The following is a 19,920-nucleotide window of genomic DNA, read 5'->3' as shown; positions in this document are numbered from 1 at the left end:
AATTCGGGTCATTTATTATAAAAAAACAAAGTTTAGTGTCTATTTTTCTTTTGCTAGTCTAATTTTTTACATCAGTTTTTTAATTATAGCTTTTCCATCTATGATTATTTTTAATCATAGTTTATCTGGGGATACTTTTGGGGCTCAACTTTCTATCTTTCTAACTTTTTATGGATCTGGATATATTATTGCTGTCTTACTGGGTTTATTTGCTTTTCTTTTATTATTTCTCTATGCTTTAAAAATGAGGAATTTCCAAAAAGAAGGGTAATTCTTAGCGATTTTATTAATTATAAAAAAATAAAGAACTCCTTAGAAAATTTTCTTTGGAGTTTTCATTTTTTAGCTAAAAAAGTCTTTGCTAGGCTTGTAAACGTGTGCATTTACAGCTTTTAAAAAAGTGTGCTATAATGGGTTAGATATATACGAAAGTAAGGTATGATAAAATTGACTAAATTACGCGAAGATATTAGAAACGTCGCTATTATTGCCCACGTTGACCACGGTAAAACTACATTGGTTGACGAACTCTTAAAACAATCTCAAACGTTGGATGCTCGTAAAGAATTGGCTGAACGTGCGATGGACTCAAATGCACTTGAGCAAGAACGTGGGATTACTATCCTTGCCAAAAATACAGCAGTTGAATATAACGGAACTCGTATCAACATCTTGGACACACCAGGTCACGCGGACTTCGGTGGAGAAGTTGAACGTATTATGAAAATGGTTGATGGGGTTGTCCTCGTTGTCGATGCTTATGAAGGAACAATGCCTCAAACACGTTTTGTTTTGAAAAAAGCTTTGGAACAAAACTTGACGCCTATCGTTGTTGTTAATAAGATTGACAAACCATCTGCTCGTCCAGCTGAAGTTGTTGATGAAGTTCTTGAACTTTTCATCGAACTTGGTGCTGATGACGAACAATTGGATTTCCCAGTTGTTTACGCTTCAGCAATCAACGGTTCTTCATCAATGTCTGATAATCCAGCTGATCAAGAACACACAATGGCAAATATTTTTGATACAATCATCGACCATATCCCTGGTCCAGTTGATAACTCTGATGAACCTTTGCAATTCCAAGTTTCACTTTTGGACTACAATGACTATGTTGGACGTATCGGTATCGGTCGTGTTTTCCGTGGAACAATCAAAGTTGGAGACAGCGTTACTTTGTCTAAACTTGATGGAACAACTAAAAACTTCCGCGTAACTAAACTTTTTGGTTTCTTCGGTCTTGATCGTCAAGAAATCCAAGAAGCAAAAGCTGGTGATTTGATTGCTTTATCTGGTATGGAAGATATCTTCGTTGGTGAAACTGTTACACCTTCAGATCACGTAGAACCATTGCCAATCTTGCACATTGACGAACCTACTTTGCAAATGACTTTCCTTGCTAATAACTCTCCTTTCGCTGGTCGCGAAGGAAAATGGGTAACATCACGTAAAGTTGAAGAACGTTTGGTTTCTGAATTGCAAACTGACGTTTCACTTCGTGTTGAAAATACTGAATCTCCTGATAAATGGGTTGTTTCTGGTCGTGGTGAATTGCATTTGTCAATCCTTATTGAAACAATGCGTCGTGAAGGATATGAACTTCAAGTTTCACGTCCTGAAGTTATCATCAAAGAAGTTGATGGTGTAGCTTGCGAACCATTTGAACGTGTTCAAATCGATACTCCTGAAGAATACCAAGGTTCAATCATCCAAGCGCTCTCTGAACGTAAAGGAGACATGCTTGATATGCAAGTTACTGGTAACGGTCAAGCACGTTTGATTTTCCTTGTTCCTGCACGTGGTTTGATTGGATTCACAACAGAATTCATGTCAATGACTCGTGGATACGGAATCATGAACCATACATTCGACCAATATCTTCCAGCTGTTAAGGGAGAAATCGGTGGACGTCACCGTGGTTCTTTGATTTCTATGGACTCTGGTCAAGTAACTCCATATGCTATGGGTTATGTTCAAGAACGTGGACAACTTTTTGTTGACGCTGGTACTGAAGTTTATGGTGGGATGATTGTTGGTGAACACAGCCGTGATAATGATTTGACTGTAAACATCACTAAAATGAAACAACAAACAAACGTCCGTTCTTCAAATAAAGACTCTACATCTGTTTTGAACACTCCAAAAATCCTTTCACTTGAAGAATCTTTGGAATTCCTCGGTGATGATGATTACTTGGAAGTAACTCCTGAATCAATCCGCTTGCGTAAACAAATCTTGGACAAAGCAATGCGTGAAAAATCAACTAAGAAGAAAAAATAAAGATTTATAAAAAGTACTGAAATTAATTTTTCGATTATAAAAAGATAAGTAATTTGAGCATTTTTGCTTGAGGACTTGTCTAGTTTGGCAAGGAGAAAGATGTTTTATATTATCCTGTTGATTTTAGGAGCCTTTGCGTATATCTTTATGATGCCCAAAGACGTTCGGCGGAGTATGGACATTTTCTTCTTTGCTGGCGTGGGTGTCTTGATAGTTGCTTTTGCAGTAGCTCAAGCAGCTAGCCATCAAGCATTTCTTTTAGAAGTTTTGGGAATCGTAGTCATGATTGTTGTGACGGTTAGAGCTTGGATGGAACTTGAAAAACTGGACACTCGTCGAAAGAAAAAATAAGTTGTTGATGAAATAAAAATCAATCAGCGAATAAAACTGTCAAAGTTTGGCAGTTTTATTTTGATTTTATGGAAATGGAGAAAAATCATGAACATGGAAAAAGTGGCTCAAGGTTTTGAGCTGGTAGTTGAAAATATTACAAAATTATCTGAGAAATTAGATACAGATTTTTATGATGCTTTTGTGGAACAAAATGCTGCTTTTTTAGATGGTACTGACCAAGGAATTGTTGAGCTGTCAGTAAATAATGACAAACTCCGTCAGTTAAATTTATCAAATAAAGAATGGCAAAAACTTTTTCAATTTGTTTTATTAAAAGGTTCGCAAGTTGCGCCTCTTCAGGCAAATCATGCCATGACTCCTGATGCAATTGGTCTAATTTTCAACTTTATCATTGAACATCTCAATAAAAATTCTGAACTTCGATTAATTGAGTTTGGTTCTGGTATGGGTAATCTTGCGGAAACATTGCTTGTTAATCTTAATAAAAAAGTAGATTATGTTGGTTTTGAAGTCGATGATTTACTTTTAGATTTGTCAGCTTCAATGGCTGAAATCATGGGAAGCTATGCCGAATTTATGCAAATTGATGCGGTTCAAAAACGGTTGATGGAGCCAGCTGATGTTGTTGTTAGTGATTTGCCAATCGGTTTTTATCCAGATGATGAAGTTTCGAAAAATTTTGAAGTCGCTGCTACTGATGGACACACCTTTGCACATCATTTGTTGATTGAACAATCATTTAATTACTTGAAAGATGGTGCTTTTGCAGTTTTCTTAGCACCGGAGGATTTACTGACAAGTGTACAAGGCCCACTTTTAAAAGAATGGATTAGTCAGCATGGAAGTATTATGGCGGTAATTACTTTACCAAGCTCACTTTTTAATGCTGATGCTAAAGCAATTTATGTCTTGAAAAAAGGGCCTGCTGCTCATGCGACCTTTGCTCATCCTTTGTCATCATTGACAGACAGAGAAAGTTTAGAAATCTTTATGGAAGAATTTACAAAAACTGTAAAGTTATAAGTAAAAATAAAAAATTATTGGCTAGTCTGTCAGTAATTTTTTATTGTATAAAATCATTAAAAATGCAAACGCTTTTTATTTGTAATTGAAATAAAAAAATAACCAAGTGAATCATGGCTGAAAAACACAAAAGAAATTGTAATTGTGTTATAATTTAACCGTATTTCAAATTCAAGGAAGGTTTATTAAACATGACCAAAACATTAGCAGTAAACGCTGGTTCATCATCTATGAAATGGCAAATGTATGAAATGCCAGAAGAAAAAGTTCTTGCCAAAGGATTAATTGAACGGATTGGCTTGAAAGATTCAATCGTCACCGTTAAATTTGGAGAAGAAAAAGAAGAACGAGTTTTTGATATTCCAAATCATACAGAAGCAGTAGAAGTTTTACTTGAAGATTTAAAACGTTTGAAAATAGTAGAGGAATTTACTGAAATTACTGGTGTGGGACACCGCGTGGTTGCTGGGGGTGAAATTTTCCAAAAATCAACAGTAGTTACACCAGAAGTTTTGCAACAAGTTAAAGATTTGTCAGCTCTTGCGCCTTTGCACAATCCAGCAAATGCTGCCGGCATTGAAGCTTTTTTGAATTTGTTGCCTGATGCTACTTCAGTAGTTGTTTTTGATACAGCTTTCCATACAACAATGCCTGAAAAAGCTTTCCGTTATCCATTGCCTAAAAAATATTATACAGATTATGCCGTACGTAAGTATGGGGCTCATGGAACTTCACATATGTATGTTTCGCAAGAAGCCGCAAAATTACTTGGTAAACCAATTGAAGAAACAAAAATTATCACGGCGCATATTGGGAATGGCGCATCAATTACCGCAGTAAAAGGCGGAGAATCTGTTGATACATCAATGGGCTTCACACCTCTTGCTGGAGTGATGATGGGAACTCGCACAGGTGAAATGGATCCTTCTGTTTTTCCTTATTTGATTGAAAATGATTCTGAACTCAAAGATGCTCAAGCTGTAGTTGATATGATGAATAAAGAATCTGGTCTTTATGGGGTATCCGGTATTTCATCAGATATGCGCGATATCATTGCTGCTAAAGATACAGATGCTGATGCAAAACTTGCATTTGAGATGTATGTTGACCGCATTCAAAAATTCATTGGTCAATATTTGGCAGTCTTAAATGGAGCTGATGCACTTGTCTTTACTGCTGGAATTGGTGAAAATTCTGTTCCTGTTCGAGAAGCAATTCTTTCTGGATTGACTTGGTTTGGTATTGAAGTAGATCCTGAAAAAAATGTTTTTGGTGTTGAGGGAGAAATTTCAAAACCAAGCTCACGCCTAAAAGTTTTTGTAATACCAACGGATGAAGAACTTGTGATTGCTCGCGACGTTGAGGCACTTAAAAAATAATAAATCAAAAGATTTTGTCATCAAACAAGATCTTTTTTTATTTTAAAAATGACAGCAAGATACAAAGTTGTAGGAATCATTGATAGAGGAGAAATGAAATCAACTCTAAAGTATGATATAATTTTAAGAATAAAACGCATACATTAAGGAGAGTAAGTATGGAAAAAACGCTCGCTGTCAATGCAGGCTCCTCATCATTAAAATGGCAACTCTATGAAATGCCAGAAGAAACCGTGATTGCTAAGGGGATTTTTGAACGTATTGGTCTATCTGGCTCAATTTCAACAACTAAATTCAACAACGAAGAACACGTTAGAAAACAAGAAATTGTGGACCATCGTCAAGCTGTTTTATTGCTGATGGATGAGTTAATCCATTTTCAATTAATTCATGAGTTCCGTGAAATCACAGGAATTGGACATCGTGTTGTTGCAGGTGGGGAATTTTTTAATGACTCTACAATTATTACACCTGAGGTTTTAGCTGAGATAAAAAACCTTTCAACTTTGGCTCCTTTACATAATCCGGCCAACGTTTTAGGGATTGAAGCCTTCCAACGTCTCTTACCCGATGCACTTGCGGTCGCTGTTTTCGATACGGCTTTTCATAGCACTTTACCTGAAAAAGCTTATCGTTATCCTATTCCAACAAAATATTATGAAGATTATTCAATCAGAAAATATGGGGCACATGGGACTTCACATATGTATGTGGCGCAAGAAGCAGCAAAGGTCTTAGGAAAACCACTGGAAGAATTGAAGATGATTACGGCCCACATTGGAAATGGAGCTTCAATTACAGCGATTGAAGGTGGTAAATCTGTTGATACTTCAATGGGATTCACACCGCTTGCCGGTGTAATGATGGGAACACGTGCGGGGGAAATGGATGCTTCAGTCATTCCTTATATGTTGGAGAGCGATCCGAGTCTTAGAAATGCTCAAGATGTGATTGATATTCTCAACAAAGAGTCTGGAGTGCTTGGGGCATCTGAACTTTCTAGTGATATGCGTGACCTTTCAGAAGCAGTAGCCAAAGGAAATCCTAAAGCGATTCTTGCCTATGAAATGTACGTTGACCGTCTCAAAAAATTTATTGCTCAATATTTTGGCGTATTAAATGGAGCTGATGCACTTATTTTCACTGCAGGTGTCGGAGAAAATGATACGGCTGTTCGGACGGATGTAGTTAATGGACTTTCGTGGTTTGGAATGGAAATTGATGAAAGTAAAAATGTTCGTGGAGCTTTTGGCATCATTTCTAAGCCAGAGTCTAAAGTGAAAGTACTTGTTGTGCCAACAAACGAAGAATTGGTTATTGCTCGTGATGTCGAAGCGGCTAAATAATGAAATAAAAATTACTGACAAGGCTGTCAGTAATTTTTTACTTAAGAAAAAGCTGTCAGTAAAATTTGTCCAAAAGCTTGTCATCTATAAAAGAAAGCGCTATAATTATTGTGAGTAGAGGTGGAAATTATGGAGAATTTACCAAAAGTTATAAAGGCTGAAATGTTGCCGAGAGTTCGTTTACGCTTAGAATTTGATAACGGACAAGTTCGATATTATCCAGTTCATGAGCAAATTGATTTTCTTATGAACCCTTTTGACGTGAGCAAATTAAAAAAGACTTACGGAGCAAATTTATTTCTTGGTGGAATGGTTTCATGGATAGGAAATGAAATTAAGATTGAACCTAATGGGGATTTATTACTCAATGATTCAGTGATTCCTGCTGAGCTTCTTTGGGAACATATTTTAAAACATATAGATAGTATGGACCCTGAAAAATTGAAAGAATTGGAAGAAATTAAGCATCCTTTTTGGCAAGGGGTAAAAAGTCTTAATTTGATTTTTTGGCTTGCCGGAATTCTTTTTGTGATTTACTTGCTTATTCAATTATTGGGGCATCTTGGTTTATTGACATCTTAACAGTTTTTATAAAGGCTTTTATTAGTCTTTTTTTCGTGAGCATTTTATGGTAAAATAGAGAAAATATAATAGAATAGGTGCAATATGGCTGAAATTAAATATAAACGCGTACTATTAAAACTTTCGGGAGAAGCTCTCTCAGGCGAAAAGGGATTCGGATTCGACCCTGAAACAGCAAAAGCTGTTGCTGAAGAACTTAAAGAAGTCCATGATTTGGGTGCAGAACTTGCGATTGTTTGCGGTGGTGGTAATGTTTGGCGTGGAGTTACTGGTGAAAAAGCCGGGATGGAACGTGCTCAGGCAGATTACATGGGAATGCTTGCAACAATCCAAAATGGATTGTTCATTCAAAGCGCACTTGAAAACATTGGTGTTGACACACGAGTGATGACGGCCATTGAGATGAAAGCTGTTGCTGAACCTTATATTCGTCGTCGTGCTGAACGTCATTTAGAAAAAGGGCGTGTTGTTATTTTTGCTGGTGGAACTGGCTCACCTTACTTCTCAACTGATACAACCTCTGCTTTACGTGCTGCGGAAATTAATGCTGACGTCATTTTGATGGCTAAAAATGGTGTTGATGGTGTTTATAACGCAGACCCTAAATTAGTTGCAGACGCTATTAAATTTGAACATTTGACACATATGGATGTTATTACCAAAGGCTTGCAAGTTATGGACAGTACAGCTTCAACAATGTCAATGGATAATCATATTCCACTTGTTGTTTTCAACATGAATGAAGCTGGAAATATTACACGCGTCGTTCGCGGTGAAGAAATCGGAACAACTGTTGAATAAGATTTACTTACAAAGCTGTCAGTAAATTTATTCATTAAAAAATTACTGATGGAAACATTAGCATATTCGTAAACGTCAAAGGGCAATGGCTAGCCTTTGGTAGAATTTCTGTCAGTAAAAATAAAAGAATTAATAAAGTAGAAAAAGGAAATAAAATGGCAAACGAAATTGTTACAACAGCTCAAGAACGGATGAAACACTCATTAGCAAGTTTACAACGTGATTTGGGACACCTCCGAGCTGGTCGTGCCAATGCAAGTCTTCTTGACCGTGTTCAAGTTGTTTACTACGGTGCACCAACACCACTTAATCAGTTAGCGTCAATCACAATTCCAGAGGCTCGTGTCTTGATGGTCACTCCTTTTGATAAATCAATTTTGAAAGACATTGAAAAATCATTGTATGAATCAGACCTTGGAATTACGCCAGCAAATGACGGTTCTGTCATTCGTTTAGTTATCCCAATGTTGACAGAAGAACGCCGTCGCGAACTTGTCAAAGAAATGGGTAAATACATTGAATCAGCAAAAGTAGCGATCCGTAATATCCGCCGTGATGCAATGGATACTGCTAAAAAATCAGAAAAAGCAAAAGAAATCACAGAAGATGATCTTAAAGATCTTGAAAATGAGATTCAAAAAGTGACTGATGATGCTGTAAAAGAAGCTGACAGACTTGCATCAGTAAAAGAAAAAGAATTGTTGGATATCTAAAAAACCGACAAAAAAGTAATTTGAAAAAGCATTGACGGCTCCATTGAGCCGTTTTTACATCAAAGTTTTGTAAGGATAATAAGATTGAGAAAAGTGATAAAACTCAGAGAGCAACAGTCCTATCTCAAAAAAGCCATCAGTTTTTTTCAGGAAAAGTGGGGGGAGTGCTGAGAGTAATTCTGTTTATGAAGACTGTTTGAAGCACAGTTTGGATAGTCAAAATTCTATTCCTCTGTGGTACCTGATTGTTGATGAAGGAAAAATTATTGCGGGCTGCGGGCTAATTAGCAATGATTTTATTAGTCGAATGGATTTATATCCTTGGCTCTGTGCGCTTTATGTCGAAGAAGAATTTCGTCAGCAAGGGCTTGCTCGTCTGTTGATTGAAGTTGTCAAAGAAGAATGCAAAACTTTTAGTTTTAAAAAACTTTACTTAGCAACAGATTTTATTGATTTTTATGAACAGTTTGATTTTCATTATCTAGCTGACGGTTATCATCCTTGGGGTGACAAGTCACGGATTTACGAAGGAAATATTAATTAAGAGAGACTAGAAGTCTCTAAATTACATTTAATAAAGAGGAACAAATGAGTATTATTGGACAAACAATCTCTGCGATTATCGTGGAAGAAAGTGAACGTTTCTATTTTCTCCAAAAAGGAGAAGATTTATTACGGTTAGACAAAACAGAAGGTGAACATGCTATTGGCGATGTGGTTACTGGTTTTGTTTATGTGGATAAAGATGAACATCGTCGTCTGACGACTTTGGAACAAAAAGCAACAAATGAGCAATATGGTTGGGGAACGGTAACAGCTGTTCGTAAAGACCTCGGTGCCTTTGTTGACACAGGTTTACCAGGGAAAGACGTGGTTGTATCTCTTGATGATTTGCCACTTGAAAAAGACCAATGGCCAAAAGTTGGCGACCAACTTTATGTGAAATTAATTGTTGACAGAAAAGAGCGGATTTGGGGTCATTTGGCTTGGCATGAAGATTTTTGGAACCTTGCTGGACCTGGTTATGACAATATGCAAAACCAAGATTTACGTGCTATTGTTTACCGAAATAAAGAATCAGGAACTTTTGTGTACTTGCCTGACAACAATATGCTAGGATTTATTCATCCTAATGAGCGTTTCTCAGTCCCACGCGTTGGTCAAGAACTGCAAGTTCGTGTTATCGGATTTAGAAAAGAAGACCGTAGTCTAAATCTGTCAGCAAAACCACGTGCTTATGAAATGCTTGATGCTGATAGTCAAATGATTTTGGCCTATCTTCAATCAATGAGCGGTAAAATGGCTTTTAATGATAAATCAAATCCAGATGAAATCAAAGCCACATTTGGTATTTCAAAAGGACAATTTAAAAAAGCGCTCGGTGGCCTGATGAAAGCAAAAAAAATCAAACAAAGTCCAGAAGGCACAGAATTAATTGGAGAATAATTTACTGACAGCTTTACTCAAAGAGAGAAGCTAAGTTTAAAGACTTCGTCAGCAAATTCTATCAGTAAAGACGACTTAAAAAATTTCTGTCAGTAAAAAAAGGTAGCTCTAAAAGCTACTTTTTTTGAGCTATGCTATAATATTTCACAAGACAACTAAAGCAAAGGAGAAATAATGGCAACAGAAAGAGCAATATTTGCAGGTGGATGTTTTTGGTGTATGGTACAACCATTTGAAGAACGTGAAGGAATTTTATCGGTCACGAGTGGTTATACAGGTGGAAATGTTGAAAATCCAACTTACGAACAAGTAAAAATGCACCTGACCGGCCACACAGAAGCAGTAGAAATTATTTTTGATAATAGTAAAATTAATTATCAGACACTTGTTGAACTTTACTGGACACTGACAGACCCGACAGATGCTTTTGGTCAATTTGAAGATCGAGGGGATAACTATCGTCCAGTTATTTTCGTTGAAAATAATGAACAAGAAAAGATTGCCAAAGAAAGTAAAGCACAATTGCAAGCCAGTGGAAACTTCGACTCTCCAATTGTGACAAGTATTGAGAAGACTCAAAAATTTTGGCCAGCAGAAGACTATCATCAAGGATTTTACAGAAAAAATCCAGAAGATTATGCCCAATCAAGTAAAATCCGCCATGATTTTTTGGAAAAACAATGGGAAGACAAATAAAAAATCCTGTGAATCACTAGATAGAAAGAGAAAATGACATTTTATAATTACCTAATGCGCCATCGCGCACCAGTAGAGAAAGACGATGCGACTCGTCTTGCAAATCTTGTTTTTCAAGATCCACTTTTTCCGAAACAATCGAAAGATTTCGATGAAATTTCGACCTATTTAGAAACAGAAGCACCTTTTTATTTTAATCTCACCCTTTTTGAAAATGTTTGGCTAAGTTATTTGGAAGCCTAATGATTATCATAAATTTTTCTTAAAAAAAGATCATAAAATGATATAATAGACGCAAAGGAGAGATTTATGCAAATTAAAGTAAAAAAACTTAAATTCTCATATCAAGCTAGACTAATTTTGTCTATTAGTGAAGGAGCTTTTGAATCGGGCCATATTTATGGAATTGTTGGGAATAATGGTGTGGGGAAAACCACCTTTTTCAAAACTTTGACAAATATTATCACAAACTATGAAGGACATATCCAACTTGATGGTCAAGAAATCAAAGAAAACCCGCGATTGCTTGCAAAAGTTGGTATCATGCTTGATGATATGGAACTTTACAAAAGTTACACGGGTCTATTTAATCTGCGCTATTTTGGTGGTTTGCGCGGAGAATTTGATGAGGACAAAGCACTCAGCCTAGCTAAGAAACTAGATTTAACCCCTGAAATGTTATCCAAAAAAGTCGCTACTTATTCACTTGGAATGAAGAAAAAGTTAATTCTACTCATCTCAGTTATGAATGATGCAGAAATTTTGATTTTCGATGAGCCTTTCCGTGGAATTGATGCAAAATCTGTTGAGTGGTTTAGAGATTACTTGCTTGAACTCAAAGGAAGAGGACGATTGATTCTCATTTCAAGCCATGTCCAAGAAGACATTGAAACAATTTGTGATAAAGTTTATCTTCTGGCTAATGGCGATTTCACAGCTACTTTTGATTTGAAAAATCAACAAGAAGTCTTGACTTATACGGTTTCTGTGACCGATGTCCAAGTCTTAGCCGACTTCTTGACAAAGACAGGTGTTCAAGTAGAGATTAAAGAAAATACAATTAAGTTTGACAGTAGCCCTGAAGACTTCCAAATTGCTTTCCGTCATGCTGTTGAAGAAGGTGTAAACTTTGATAGTATTAAAAAAGAATCGAAATTTGCTGAATTTATCAAGAAAGGTGTCAACTGATGAACGCAAAAAATATATTTAAAATGGAGTTTTACCGAAATTTTCGTGATAAAAGCTGGTTGATTGTCATCGGAGTTATGGCGATTCTAGCTTTAATTGATTCAATTTTAATCATCAATCTTATCGGACAAACAGTTTCTGGATACAGCCATAATAGTGCCGGAACAGCTGTCTTGGCAGCTTTAACAATTTTCTTCACTTTAGCTTTAGGACTTGGAATTTGGGCCTTTCAAATCATTTATCAATTCCATCTATTGTCAGTTGATTATAGTAATAAAGCTTTAGGTTTAATGATTGCTTCTGGAGTAAATCGAATGACCTATTATTTTATTAAATTAATTTCGACAATTCTTTCGACTTTACTGGCCCTATTTACAATTTTGATTATTCCATTTTTCTTAATTTTAGGCGTTTATGCCCGACAACTAAGTGAATTTTTGAGTATGGTTTCCCGCTCTCTTTCTCTTAGGAGTGTTTGGATGGTCTTGCTTAATTCGTTTGCAGGTGCTCTGGCCTCTATTGTTATTTTGTTTTTCGTTGTCATTATGACCCGAGGCAAATTTTGGGGAGTTTTCGTTTATTTAGGTATTGCAATGGGAGTAGGCATTGTCCTCACCATCTTTACTAGTTCGATAAACGTAGTATCGATTGATAGTCAAAATATGATGTCAAATAATAGTTTGATTGGGATTATCTTCTCAGTAGTTGAAATCGTTGCTTTTGGATTACTCGGACTCTCTCTTATCAGAAAACAAGATTTATAAACTAAAGAGTACTTGACAGAGTGCTCTTTTTTTGATATAATACTCGGGTATGTGAATTTTCACATATAAGGCGTGGAAGCTGTAAAATACAGCATCATACCACATCACGAAAACAAAATATAAGGAGAATTTATCGTGGCTAAACAAGTAGAAAAACTCGTTAAATTACAAATCCCTGCCGGTAAAGCAACACCAGCTCCACCAGTTGGTCCAGCTTTGGGTCAAGCAGGTGTTAACATCATGGGATTCACAAAAGAATTCAACGCTCGTACAGCTGACCAAGCTGGTATGATCATCCCAGTTGTTATCTCAGTTTATGATGACAAATCATTCACATTCATCACAAAAACTCCTCCAGCAGCAGTTCTTTTGAAAAAAGCAGCAGGCGTTCAAAAAGGTTCTGGTGAACCTAATAAAACAAAAGTTGCTTCAGTTACAAAAGCACAAATCAAAGAAATTGCAGAACTTAAGATGCCTGACCTTAATGCAGCATCAGTTGAAACTGCAATGTCAATGATTGAAGGTACTGCAAAATCTATGGGATTCACTGTTACTGACTAAAAATTTAGACGAATTACTTCGTTGACAGAACCCTCACCTACTTAGGTAGGCTTCGGAACCTGTCGCTTCGTACTTCGACTAAATTTTCGAGATTTACATTTTGTAAATTCAGAAAAAGTCACACATGCAATCCACACATTTAGTGGAAGGCTGTTACGCTTGTTGTTATAAAAAAGAATCTATTGGCTCAACTGAGCGGTGCGGAACGTGGCTTGAAACACTGTTTCAAGGTTGCAAATGAGGAAAGCAGAGCTTTCTTCTTCGTCCGACGTTTAGTGTAAAGGTTCTGTTTTGAGGAAAAGTTTTTCCTTTAAGTGAATCAGAGCGAATATTCAAAGACAACAAGGAAGACAGACAACCGATATTACCACAAGGAGAAAATAGAAATGGCTAAAAAAAGTAAAGCATTGCGCGCAGCGATTGAAAAAATCGACGCAACTAAAGCATACAGCGTAGAAGAAGCTGTAGCACTTGCAAAAGAAACTTCATTTGCAAAATTTGACGCAACTGTAGAAGTTGCTTACAACCTTAACATCGACGTTAAAAAATCTGACCAACAAATCCGTGGAGCAATGGTATTGCCAAACGGTACTGGTAAAACTGCTCGTGTTCTTGTTTTCGCTAAAGGTGCGAAAGCTGAAGAAGCTACAGCAGCTGGTGCAGATTTCGTAGGTTCTGACGAACTCGTTGCTAAAATCAACGGTGGTTGGTTAGACTTCGACGTTGTTATTGCAACACCTGACATGATGGCAGTTGTTGGACGTCTTGGACGTGTCCTTGGACCACGTAACTTGATGCCTAACCCTAAAACTGGTACAGTTACTATGGATGTAACTAAAGCAGTTGGTGAATCAAAAGCTGGTAAAGTTAACTACCGTGCTGACAAAGCTGGTAACGTTCATGTTCCAATCGGTAAAGTTTCATTCGACACAGAAAAACTTGTTGAAAACTTTAAAGCTTTGAACACTGTAATCGCTGCTGCTAAACCTGCTGCATCTAAAGGTGCTTACATCACAAACCTTTCTGTTACAACAACAATGGGTCCTGGTGTTAAAGTTGATTCAGCTTCATTCTAATAAAAATAAAAAGAGAAAATTAATTTTCTCTTTTTTTTATTTATTGTAGAATCTAAAAAAACATGCTAGAATTAGGTATGTTATTATTTCTATGGGCTTACACAACAATTATCTTTGCAATTGCCTACCTTTTTCAAGTCCTAAATCTTACTCTAATTGGGTTAGAAGTTATTACCATTATTCTCCTTTTTATTAGTTTTTGGGAAAGTACAAAGGGAAGGTATCGACGAATTATTGGCATGAATATCATTAATATTTTCTTTATTCTTGTCTTATATTTTTCACAACATGTCTTTACTTATATTCAACATCACGATGTCGAAAAGGTTTCAGTAATCATCGTTGGTTTCGTGTTGGCTCAATTATTGGGGATTTTTTGGGGGCGACAATTTTATAAACATCAAGAAAAATCAAATAAATAAAAGGGCTGATATTATTCAACCCTTTTATTTATTTGCTCTACAAGTTCATTAATTTTTTCCACTCTTGGTTGAATGGATACTTGAAATTCATTAACTTTCTTTTGTATATCTTGACCGACACGTTCTGCTTTGATGCTTTCTTCTTGCACTCTCTCAAGATTTATTTTCATTGTGTTGACTTCCTCAGATAAGTCAGTCATTAACTTCTTTAAGTCTTTAAATAATTCAAACATAGACACGTCCTTTATCAGCCATTAATTTGTTTGGCTATTTCGGCTAAATCATAATCATGGGCTGTGAATTTTGCAATGAAACCATCATTTTCATCATAACGAGGAATCAAATGAATATGAGTATGAAAAACAGTTTGCCCAGCGATTTCTTCATTATTTTGTAAGATATTCATACCTTTAGCATGAAGTTTATCCACAAGTTTACTGGCGATTTGAGGGACTTTACTAAAAAGTTCAGCAGATTCCTCAGCTGTCATCGCTAGAATGTTGCGGTAGTGTTTTTTGGGAACAACTAATGTGTGGCCCTTAGTGGTTTGAGTAATATCAAGGAAAGCAACAACATCATCATCTTCATAAACTTTGGTGCTTGGAATTTCACCAGCAATAATTTTGCAAAAAATACAATCTTCCATTTCGATAATTCCTCCAGCATTATTCGGTAACTTCTGATAAAGAAGTCTAAAACTTTATAATCTACTATAGATTATAGTATAAAAAGTAGAAAAAACCCAGTAATAATAACGGGGGTTTCAAAAGTAAGAGCGATTATTGAAAAGAGGAAATTTAAATTATGCTATAATGAATAAAACTTGTATTTATTATAAATTGAAATTTAAGCACTTTTTATTTTATAAATTTGATATAATGTAATAAAATTTAATCCACCTAGATAGAGGTGGGGAAGGATATAAAGGATGGGAGTTAAAAGTAATGGTGAGAAAAAAAGCTAATCGACCATTTGGTTTGATTTTTAAATATTTACGAGAGTTTTCAAAATTTTGGTTTGAATATATCTCGGTTTTTATAGGAACAACTTTAGCAATTACTTTTGTGATTATTCCTCTGTTAGAATCAATCTCGGGCCTTATTATGCGTCTGTCAGGAATTCCCTTCTTATAATAATCTGGGGAATTTGATTCAAAATCATTTCTTGGGCGTTCTGGGACTTCTAATCATTTTATTTTTATTAATTTTTCTAGTCTATGTTCAATTTATTGTTCAATTTAAAGGAATTCGATTGATTCAGTCAAGAAGTTTGACTTTGAAAAATTTGTTTAAGGAAGTTGTCTCATCTGCGAAAAAGGTTAAAATTCAACAGTTAGGCTTTTTCTTATTTTATTTTCTACTAATTATTCCTTTTGGGAGATATGTTTTTAGTACACCGCTTTTGTCAAAAATCAAGATTCCGGTTTTTACACTTGAATTTTTCCTAAAAAGTTGGCAAAATATGCTGATTTTAGTGTTATTTTATGCTATTACTTTCTGGATTAGCACGCGTTTGATTTTAACTCTTCCGCTTATGATTCTAAAAGGTCAACCCTTGAAATTGGCGATAAAAGAGAGTTTAAAACGGACCAAGGGAGTTAGAAAATTCTTTAGACTTTCTGTTTATTTTGGACTTATCGGTTTATTTAGTATAATAATGCAGGGGCTTCTTTTTATGGGGGGCTACTTTGCGCAAGATTATCTTGATAAAACTTCCTTTGCTTTGATTGGGGCAGTTTCTATATTGGATTTGATTTGGTTGGGAAGCTTGATTATTTCTACTTTGAGTTTGATGATGCTTTTTAGTTATTTGATTAATGAAGCTCAAATGGAAAGCTTTGAAGTTCCTAAAATAGCACCTAAAGGCCGCATGAAGTATAAGGTGATTTTTTCTAGTTTGACGATTTTACTTTTTGCTTTAGTGAGTTGGACTTATGTAGAAGGATTTATGGATACTGTTCCGCTGACAATTTCTCATCGAGGAGTTGATGAGGAAAATGGTGTGCAAAATACTATCCCAGCATTAGAAGCAACAGCAAAAGCAAAACCAGATTATGTTGAAATTGATATTCAAGAAACGAAAGATCATCAATTTGTCGTCTTTCATGACCCAACATTAAAAGATTTAGCTGGAATTGATAGCCCGCCGCAAAAACTTACCTTGGCAGAATTGACAAATACAGTCGTTTCTGAAAATGGTAAAAAAGCTTTAATTCCAAGTTTTGATGATTATTTATCGGCCGCTGAAAAAATAAATCAAAAATTATTGGTTGAGATTAAAGTATCTCCATTAGACTCTCCGAAGATGGTTGAAAACTTTAGTAAAAGATATGGTGCAAGACTTTTAAAGGATAAAGCAATGATTCATTCTTTAGATTATAATGCGCTCTTGATTGAACAAAAAATTAATCCGAAGATTAAAGTCAGTTTTATCCTTCCTTTCAATCTTCTTTTTCCGCAAACTAAAATGTCTGCTTATACAATGGAAGCGACGACACTTACCAGTAGTTTTGTGGACAAAGCACAGGCTAAACATCAAATGGTTTTCGCTTGGACAGTTAACGATGAAACGGATATGAGAGAACAAATGTTTAATGGAGTGAACGGGATTATCACTGATAATCTTGATGACTTAAAAGGCGTAATTGCCGAAGATGATGAAAGTCCAAGTTATGCACAACGTATTTTAAGAATGACTTCACTAATGGAAATAGAATAGAATTTAAAAGAGGAATATATGTTAAAAGTAACAAATTTAACGGGTGGATATTTGGGATACCCTGTCTTAAAAGAACTTAATTTTGAAATTAAAGAAGGAGAGCTCGTTGGACTTATTGGTTTAAATGGCGCAGGAAAATCAACAACGATTCAAGAAATTATTGGACTATTAACTCCATATTCTGGACAGATTGAATTGGATGGCTTGACTTTACAGCAAGATTTAGAAGGTTACCGCAGAAAAATTGGTTTCATTCCAGAAACACCAAGTTTGTATGAAGAGTTGACTTTGCGTGAACATATTGAGGTGACAGCCTTGGCTTATGGGATTTCTGTTGACCTTGCCTTCAAACGAGCAGAGAAGTTGCTTGAAACCTTTCGTTTGAGCGATAAGTTGGATTGGTTCCCAGTGAATTTTTCAAAAGGAATGAAGCAAAAAGTCATGATTATCTGCGCATTTTTGGTTGAACCTTCCCTTTATATTGTGGATGAGCCCTTTATGGGACTTGACCCTCTTGCCATTCAGGATTTAATTGATTTGATGATGGAGATGAAAAAAACGGGGAGTTCGATTTTGATGAGTACCCACATCCTAGCAACTGCCGAAAAATTCTGTGATAAATTCATTGTTCTGCATGAAGGGCAGGTTGTTGCTTTTGGAACAGTAGAGGAGTTACGGAGTCAATTTAATCAACCAAAAGCAAGCTTAGATGAGATTTATCTTGCTTTAACAAAGGGGAATATTCCAAACTCTAAAGAAGTTGTAGAGGCAGGAAAGACGCATGAATGAAATTTTTAAAAAACGTCGTAAACTTTGGTACCAACAAAATATAAAGTATCTTCGCTATGTTTTTAATGATCATTTTGTTTTGTTCTTAATGATTTTATTGGGCGCTTTAGTGGTGCAATATGTTAATTTTTTACAAGTTCATCATTTGAATTTGTGGGGTAAGATTATTTTGGTGGTTTTTGTCAGTTTGCTTAGCCAAGTTTTAGGACGCTTAGCAACGTTTATCGAAGCCCCCGATAAGGTTTTTTTACTGACAAAAGAATTGGAAGTTCGAGCTTATTTAATTAAATGTTTGATTCGTTCATTAATTCTTCCAGCAATTGTATCAGGGCTTTTGGTTCTGATTGCGGCACCTTTATTAAAATTTAATCCTATTTTCTTGATTCTCTGGTTTTTGGTTCTTGTTGGGATTAAAGCTGGCTTACTGGCTTATCAAATTTGGCGCTTTCAAAACAGTGGACTTTTAGATTGGTCGGGATTGATTGATTTAGAGGAAGCGCGAAAAACGGGAACTTTGCGACTATTTTCATTATTTACAAATGTTAAAGGGCTCAAATCGCACAGTCATCGTCGAAAATACCTTGATTTTTTACTGACAAAAACAAAAAGAACTTACGAATATCTATTTACACGAAGTTTTTTACGGTCAGGAGATTATCTGGGCTTAACGATTCGCCTCCTTATTTTGTCAATTTTATCAATGATTTTTGTCAAGAATGGTATTGTTGCCATTGTTATGGTGGTAGTCTTTAATTACTTGCTTATTTTTCAGCTTTTATCTTTACAAACGACTTTTGATTATCAACTTTTGACGAGAATCTATCCATTGAAAAAAGCGGTAAAAACTGCCGGCTTACGCATGATTATTTTTAGAGTAATGATGTTTGTGACGATTGTTGAATTAGTGCTATCATTAATTTTTGTTCGACCGTTTTTCTTGACACTTGTGATTTTATTGGTGAACTTTTTGCTGACGAAGTTCTATGTCAGATTCCGATTAAAAAATAAATAAAAAATAATGACAGAAATTCTGTCATTATTTTTTTATAAATTAATAATTTTTGTACCGTGAACGTAGTTTGTTCCAGTCAATTGAGCAAGTTCTTCAAAGTTTTCAGCATTGACACCTCCACCAATGATAATATTAATTTTTCCTTGAGCGTAATCAATGAGTGATTTGATTTTGTCAGTATCTAATGGTTGGTCAAGTGGCCCACCATGCATCAAAATTTTATCTATTCCAAATTCAACAAGTTGGTCAATGGCTTCTTTTTGATCAGTAATTTCGTCAAAGGCCATGTGAAATGTAATAGGAAGTCCTTGGGCAGCAATGCTCACTGTTTCGAGTGCATCACTATCTATTTTATTGTCAGTCGTGAGGGCACCAAATACAATGTTTTGAGCACCAGCTTCGACAGCTTTGAGTGTATCAGTCTCAATAATTTTAAGTTCATGAGAATTATAAACAAAATTGCCGCCTCGTGGACGAATCATGACTGCCAGAGTTGTTTTGCTCTCGGCAACATATTCGGCAGCTTCTTGAATGACGCCGTAAGAAGGTGTTGTTCCTCCAACAGCAAGATTGTCACAAAGCTCAATTCGTTCAATACCAGCTTGGAGCGCTTGTGGGACTTTTGTGAAGTTTTCAAGGCAAAGTTCTCGGATAATCATAATTTTTCCTTTCAAATGTACTAGAATTATTATAACATGATTCTTCTATTTAACTTAAAAAAATTACAATAATTAATTTGAATAAAAAGAATGAAAGTGATTGTGGTATAG

At 35.7% G+C, this 19,920-nt stretch carries 22 protein-coding genes and 2 pseudogenes; 21 read left to right on the top strand and 3 right to left on the bottom strand.

Annotation, left to right across the window (positions count from 1 at the left end; genetic code table 11):
* Positions 1–447 precede the first annotated feature (447 nt).
* The 17 genes and pseudogenes from typA to LLA01S_RS09170 all read left to right on the top strand — a co-directional run bounded on the left by typA (position 448) and on the right by LLA01S_RS09170 (position 14,631).
* Complete coding sequence (gene typA, locus LLA01S_RS09250; RefSeq protein WP_031286284.1) at positions 448–2,280, top strand: translational GTPase TypA; 1,833 nt, start codon at positions 448–450, stop codon at positions 2,278–2,280.
* A 99-nt stretch (positions 2,281–2,379) separates the two neighbouring features.
* Positions 2,380–2,631 carry a DUF3165 family protein gene (locus tag LLA01S_RS09245; RefSeq protein WP_011677086.1) on the top strand — a complete coding sequence of 84 codons (252 nt, stop codon included), beginning with the start codon at positions 2,380–2,382 and terminating at the stop codon, positions 2,629–2,631.
* An 87-nt stretch (positions 2,632–2,718) separates the two neighbouring features.
* Positions 2,719–3,657: a class I SAM-dependent methyltransferase gene (locus LLA01S_RS09240; RefSeq protein WP_021165031.1), complete on the top strand. Its 939-nt coding sequence runs from the start codon at positions 2,719–2,721 to the stop codon at positions 3,655–3,657.
* A gap of 191 nt (positions 3,658–3,848) precedes the next feature.
* Positions 3,849–5,036 carry an acetate kinase gene (locus tag LLA01S_RS09235; RefSeq protein ID WP_011677084.1) on the top strand — a complete coding sequence of 396 codons (1,188 nt, stop codon included), beginning with the start codon at positions 3,849–3,851 and terminating at the stop codon, positions 5,034–5,036.
* Positions 5,037–5,194: 158 nt separating this feature from the next.
* Positions 5,195–6,382, top strand: coding sequence for an acetate kinase (locus tag LLA01S_RS09230; RefSeq protein WP_061778206.1), 1,188 nt, complete (start codon positions 5,195–5,197; stop codon positions 6,380–6,382).
* Positions 6,383–6,511: 129 nt separating this feature from the next.
* A complete protein-coding gene (locus LLA01S_RS09225; protein WP_061778205.1) occupies positions 6,512–6,964 on the top strand; it encodes a hypothetical protein in 453 nt (150 codons plus the stop codon).
* 84 nt (positions 6,965–7,048) lie between these two features.
* Entirely contained in the window at positions 7,049–7,765 is a 717-nt protein-coding gene (gene pyrH / locus LLA01S_RS09220) for a UMP kinase (RefSeq protein WP_004254608.1), read from the top strand.
* A 155-nt stretch (positions 7,766–7,920) separates the two neighbouring features.
* Positions 7,921–8,478, top strand: coding sequence for a ribosome recycling factor (gene frr / locus LLA01S_RS09215; protein WP_011677081.1), 558 nt, complete (start codon positions 7,921–7,923; stop codon positions 8,476–8,478).
* A gap of 84 nt (positions 8,479–8,562) precedes the next feature.
* A pseudogene (locus LLA01S_RS09210) lies at positions 8,563–9,022 on the top strand (GNAT family N-acetyltransferase).
* Positions 9,023–9,066: 44 nt separating this feature from the next.
* Positions 9,067–9,924 (top strand): CvfB family protein, encoded by an 858-nt coding sequence (locus LLA01S_RS09205; RefSeq protein WP_061778204.1) that lies wholly within the window; start codon positions 9,067–9,069, stop codon positions 9,922–9,924.
* A 174-nt stretch (positions 9,925–10,098) separates the two neighbouring features.
* Positions 10,099–10,620, top strand: a complete 522-nt coding sequence (gene msrA, locus LLA01S_RS09200; RefSeq protein WP_011677078.1) for a peptide-methionine (S)-S-oxide reductase MsrA — start codon at positions 10,099–10,101, stop codon at positions 10,618–10,620.
* Between the two features lie 33 nt (positions 10,621–10,653).
* On the top strand, positions 10,654–10,863 hold the full coding sequence (locus LLA01S_RS09195) for a YozE family protein (protein ID WP_061778203.1): 210 nt from the start codon (positions 10,654–10,656) through the stop codon (positions 10,861–10,863).
* 66 nt (positions 10,864–10,929) lie between these two features.
* Positions 10,930–11,808 (top strand): ABC transporter ATP-binding protein, encoded by an 879-nt coding sequence (locus LLA01S_RS09190; RefSeq protein WP_021165034.1) that lies wholly within the window; start codon positions 10,930–10,932, stop codon positions 11,806–11,808.
* Entirely contained in the window at positions 11,808–12,572 is a 765-nt protein-coding gene (locus LLA01S_RS09185; RefSeq protein ID WP_061778202.1) for an ABC transporter permease, read from the top strand. The genes LLA01S_RS09190 and LLA01S_RS09185 overlap by 1 nt, the downstream gene beginning before the upstream one ends.
* A 135-nt stretch (positions 12,573–12,707) precedes the next feature.
* Positions 12,708–13,133 (top strand): 50S ribosomal protein L11, encoded by a 426-nt coding sequence (gene rplK / locus LLA01S_RS09180; RefSeq protein ID WP_011677074.1) that lies wholly within the window; start codon positions 12,708–12,710, stop codon positions 13,131–13,133.
* 386 nt (positions 13,134–13,519) lie between these two features.
* Positions 13,520–14,209, top strand: a complete 690-nt coding sequence (rplA, locus tag LLA01S_RS09175) for a 50S ribosomal protein L1 (RefSeq protein WP_011677073.1) — start codon at positions 13,520–13,522, stop codon at positions 14,207–14,209.
* Between the two features lie 77 nt (positions 14,210–14,286).
* The gene (locus tag LLA01S_RS09170) at positions 14,287–14,631 is read left to right on the top strand and encodes a hypothetical protein (RefSeq protein WP_014573252.1); all 345 of its coding nucleotides are present in this window, start codon (positions 14,287–14,289) and stop codon (positions 14,629–14,631) included.
* An 11-nt stretch (positions 14,632–14,642) separates the two neighbouring features.
* On the opposite strand, the gene LLA01S_RS09165 is transcribed toward LLA01S_RS09170, so the two are convergent.
* Both LLA01S_RS09165 and LLA01S_RS09160 read right to left on the bottom strand, forming a co-directional pair.
* Positions 14,643–14,864 carry a hypothetical protein gene (locus LLA01S_RS09165; RefSeq protein WP_011677071.1) on the bottom strand — a complete coding sequence of 74 codons (222 nt, stop codon included), beginning with the start codon at positions 14,862–14,864 and terminating at the stop codon, positions 14,643–14,645.
* Between the two features lie 14 nt (positions 14,865–14,878).
* Positions 14,879–15,277, bottom strand: a complete 399-nt coding sequence (locus LLA01S_RS09160; RefSeq protein WP_011677070.1) for an HIT family protein — start codon at positions 15,275–15,277, stop codon at positions 14,879–14,881.
* A gap of 298 nt (positions 15,278–15,575) precedes the next feature.
* Here LLA01S_RS09160 and LLA01S_RS13600 point away from each other — a divergent pair.
* From LLA01S_RS13600 to LLA01S_RS09145, 4 genes and pseudogenes are all read left to right on the top strand, one after another.
* Positions 15,576–16,491, top strand: a pseudogene (locus tag LLA01S_RS13600) (glycerophosphoryl diester phosphodiesterase membrane domain-containing protein); the annotation flags it as partial.
* Positions 16,492–16,500: 9 nt separating this feature from the next.
* Positions 16,501–17,349 (top strand): glycerophosphodiester phosphodiesterase, encoded by an 849-nt coding sequence (locus LLA01S_RS13595; protein ID WP_350028461.1) that lies wholly within the window; start codon positions 16,501–16,503, stop codon positions 17,347–17,349.
* 18 nt (positions 17,350–17,367) lie between these two features.
* Positions 17,368–18,138, top strand: coding sequence for an ABC transporter ATP-binding protein (locus LLA01S_RS09150; RefSeq protein ID WP_011677068.1), 771 nt, complete (start codon positions 17,368–17,370; stop codon positions 18,136–18,138).
* On the top strand, positions 18,131–19,150 hold the full coding sequence (locus LLA01S_RS09145) for an ABC transporter permease (RefSeq protein ID WP_061778201.1): 1,020 nt from the start codon (positions 18,131–18,133) through the stop codon (positions 19,148–19,150). The genes LLA01S_RS09150 and LLA01S_RS09145 overlap by 8 nt, the downstream gene beginning before the upstream one ends.
* Before the next feature lie 32 nt (positions 19,151–19,182).
* Here LLA01S_RS09145 and LLA01S_RS09140 read toward each other — a convergent pair whose 3' ends face one another.
* Entirely contained in the window at positions 19,183–19,809 is a 627-nt protein-coding gene (locus LLA01S_RS09140) for a copper homeostasis protein CutC (protein WP_011677066.1), read from the bottom strand.
* Between the last annotated feature and the right edge of the window lie 111 nt (positions 19,810–19,920).

Source organism: Lactococcus cremoris subsp. cremoris NBRC 100676 (assembly GCF_001591705.1).
GTDB classification, from domain to species: Bacteria; Bacillota; Bacilli; order Lactobacillales; family Streptococcaceae; genus Lactococcus; species Lactococcus cremoris.
This window is presented reverse-complemented; position numbering and strand designations above follow the sequence as displayed.

Coding starts and splice junctions, on each gene's coding strand:
- LLA01S_RS09145 (WP_061778201.1), top strand. CDS start 18,131: ATGAATGAAATTTTTAAAAAACGTCGTAAACTTTGGTACCAACAAAAT.
- LLA01S_RS09230 (WP_061778206.1), top strand. CDS start 5,195: ATGGAAAAAACGCTCGCTGTCAATGCAGGCTCCTCATCATTAAAATGG.
- LLA01S_RS09170 (WP_014573252.1), top strand. CDS start 14,287: ATGTTATTATTTCTATGGGCTTACACAACAATTATCTTTGCAATTGCC.
- LLA01S_RS13595 (WP_350028461.1), top strand. CDS start 16,501: ATGAAGTATAAGGTGATTTTTTCTAGTTTGACGATTTTACTTTTTGCT.
- LLA01S_RS09165 (WP_011677071.1), bottom strand. CDS start 14,864: ATGTTTGAATTATTTAAAGACTTAAAGAAGTTAATGACTGACTTATCT.
- LLA01S_RS09225 (WP_061778205.1), top strand. CDS start 6,512: ATGGAGAATTTACCAAAAGTTATAAAGGCTGAAATGTTGCCGAGAGTT.
- LLA01S_RS09195 (WP_061778203.1), top strand. CDS start 10,654: ATGACATTTTATAATTACCTAATGCGCCATCGCGCACCAGTAGAGAAA.
- frr (WP_011677081.1), top strand. CDS start 7,921: ATGGCAAACGAAATTGTTACAACAGCTCAAGAACGGATGAAACACTCA.
- LLA01S_RS09205 (WP_061778204.1), top strand. CDS start 9,067: ATGAGTATTATTGGACAAACAATCTCTGCGATTATCGTGGAAGAAAGT.
- LLA01S_RS09245 (WP_011677086.1), top strand. CDS start 2,380: ATGTTTTATATTATCCTGTTGATTTTAGGAGCCTTTGCGTATATCTTT.
- LLA01S_RS09150 (WP_011677068.1), top strand. CDS start 17,368: ATGTTAAAAGTAACAAATTTAACGGGTGGATATTTGGGATACCCTGTC.
- LLA01S_RS09185 (WP_061778202.1), top strand. CDS start 11,808: ATGAACGCAAAAAATATATTTAAAATGGAGTTTTACCGAAATTTTCGT.
- LLA01S_RS09190 (WP_021165034.1), top strand. CDS start 10,930: ATGCAAATTAAAGTAAAAAAACTTAAATTCTCATATCAAGCTAGACTA.
- LLA01S_RS09240 (WP_021165031.1), top strand. CDS start 2,719: ATGAACATGGAAAAAGTGGCTCAAGGTTTTGAGCTGGTAGTTGAAAAT.
- rplA (WP_011677073.1), top strand. CDS start 13,520: ATGGCTAAAAAAAGTAAAGCATTGCGCGCAGCGATTGAAAAAATCGAC.
- msrA (WP_011677078.1), top strand. CDS start 10,099: ATGGCAACAGAAAGAGCAATATTTGCAGGTGGATGTTTTTGGTGTATG.
- pyrH (WP_004254608.1), top strand. CDS start 7,049: ATGGCTGAAATTAAATATAAACGCGTACTATTAAAACTTTCGGGAGAA.
- LLA01S_RS09140 (WP_011677066.1), bottom strand. CDS start 19,809: ATGATTATCCGAGAACTTTGCCTTGAAAACTTCACAAAAGTCCCACAA.
- LLA01S_RS09160 (WP_011677070.1), bottom strand. CDS start 15,277: ATGGAAGATTGTATTTTTTGCAAAATTATTGCTGGTGAAATTCCAAGC.
- LLA01S_RS09235 (WP_011677084.1), top strand. CDS start 3,849: ATGACCAAAACATTAGCAGTAAACGCTGGTTCATCATCTATGAAATGG.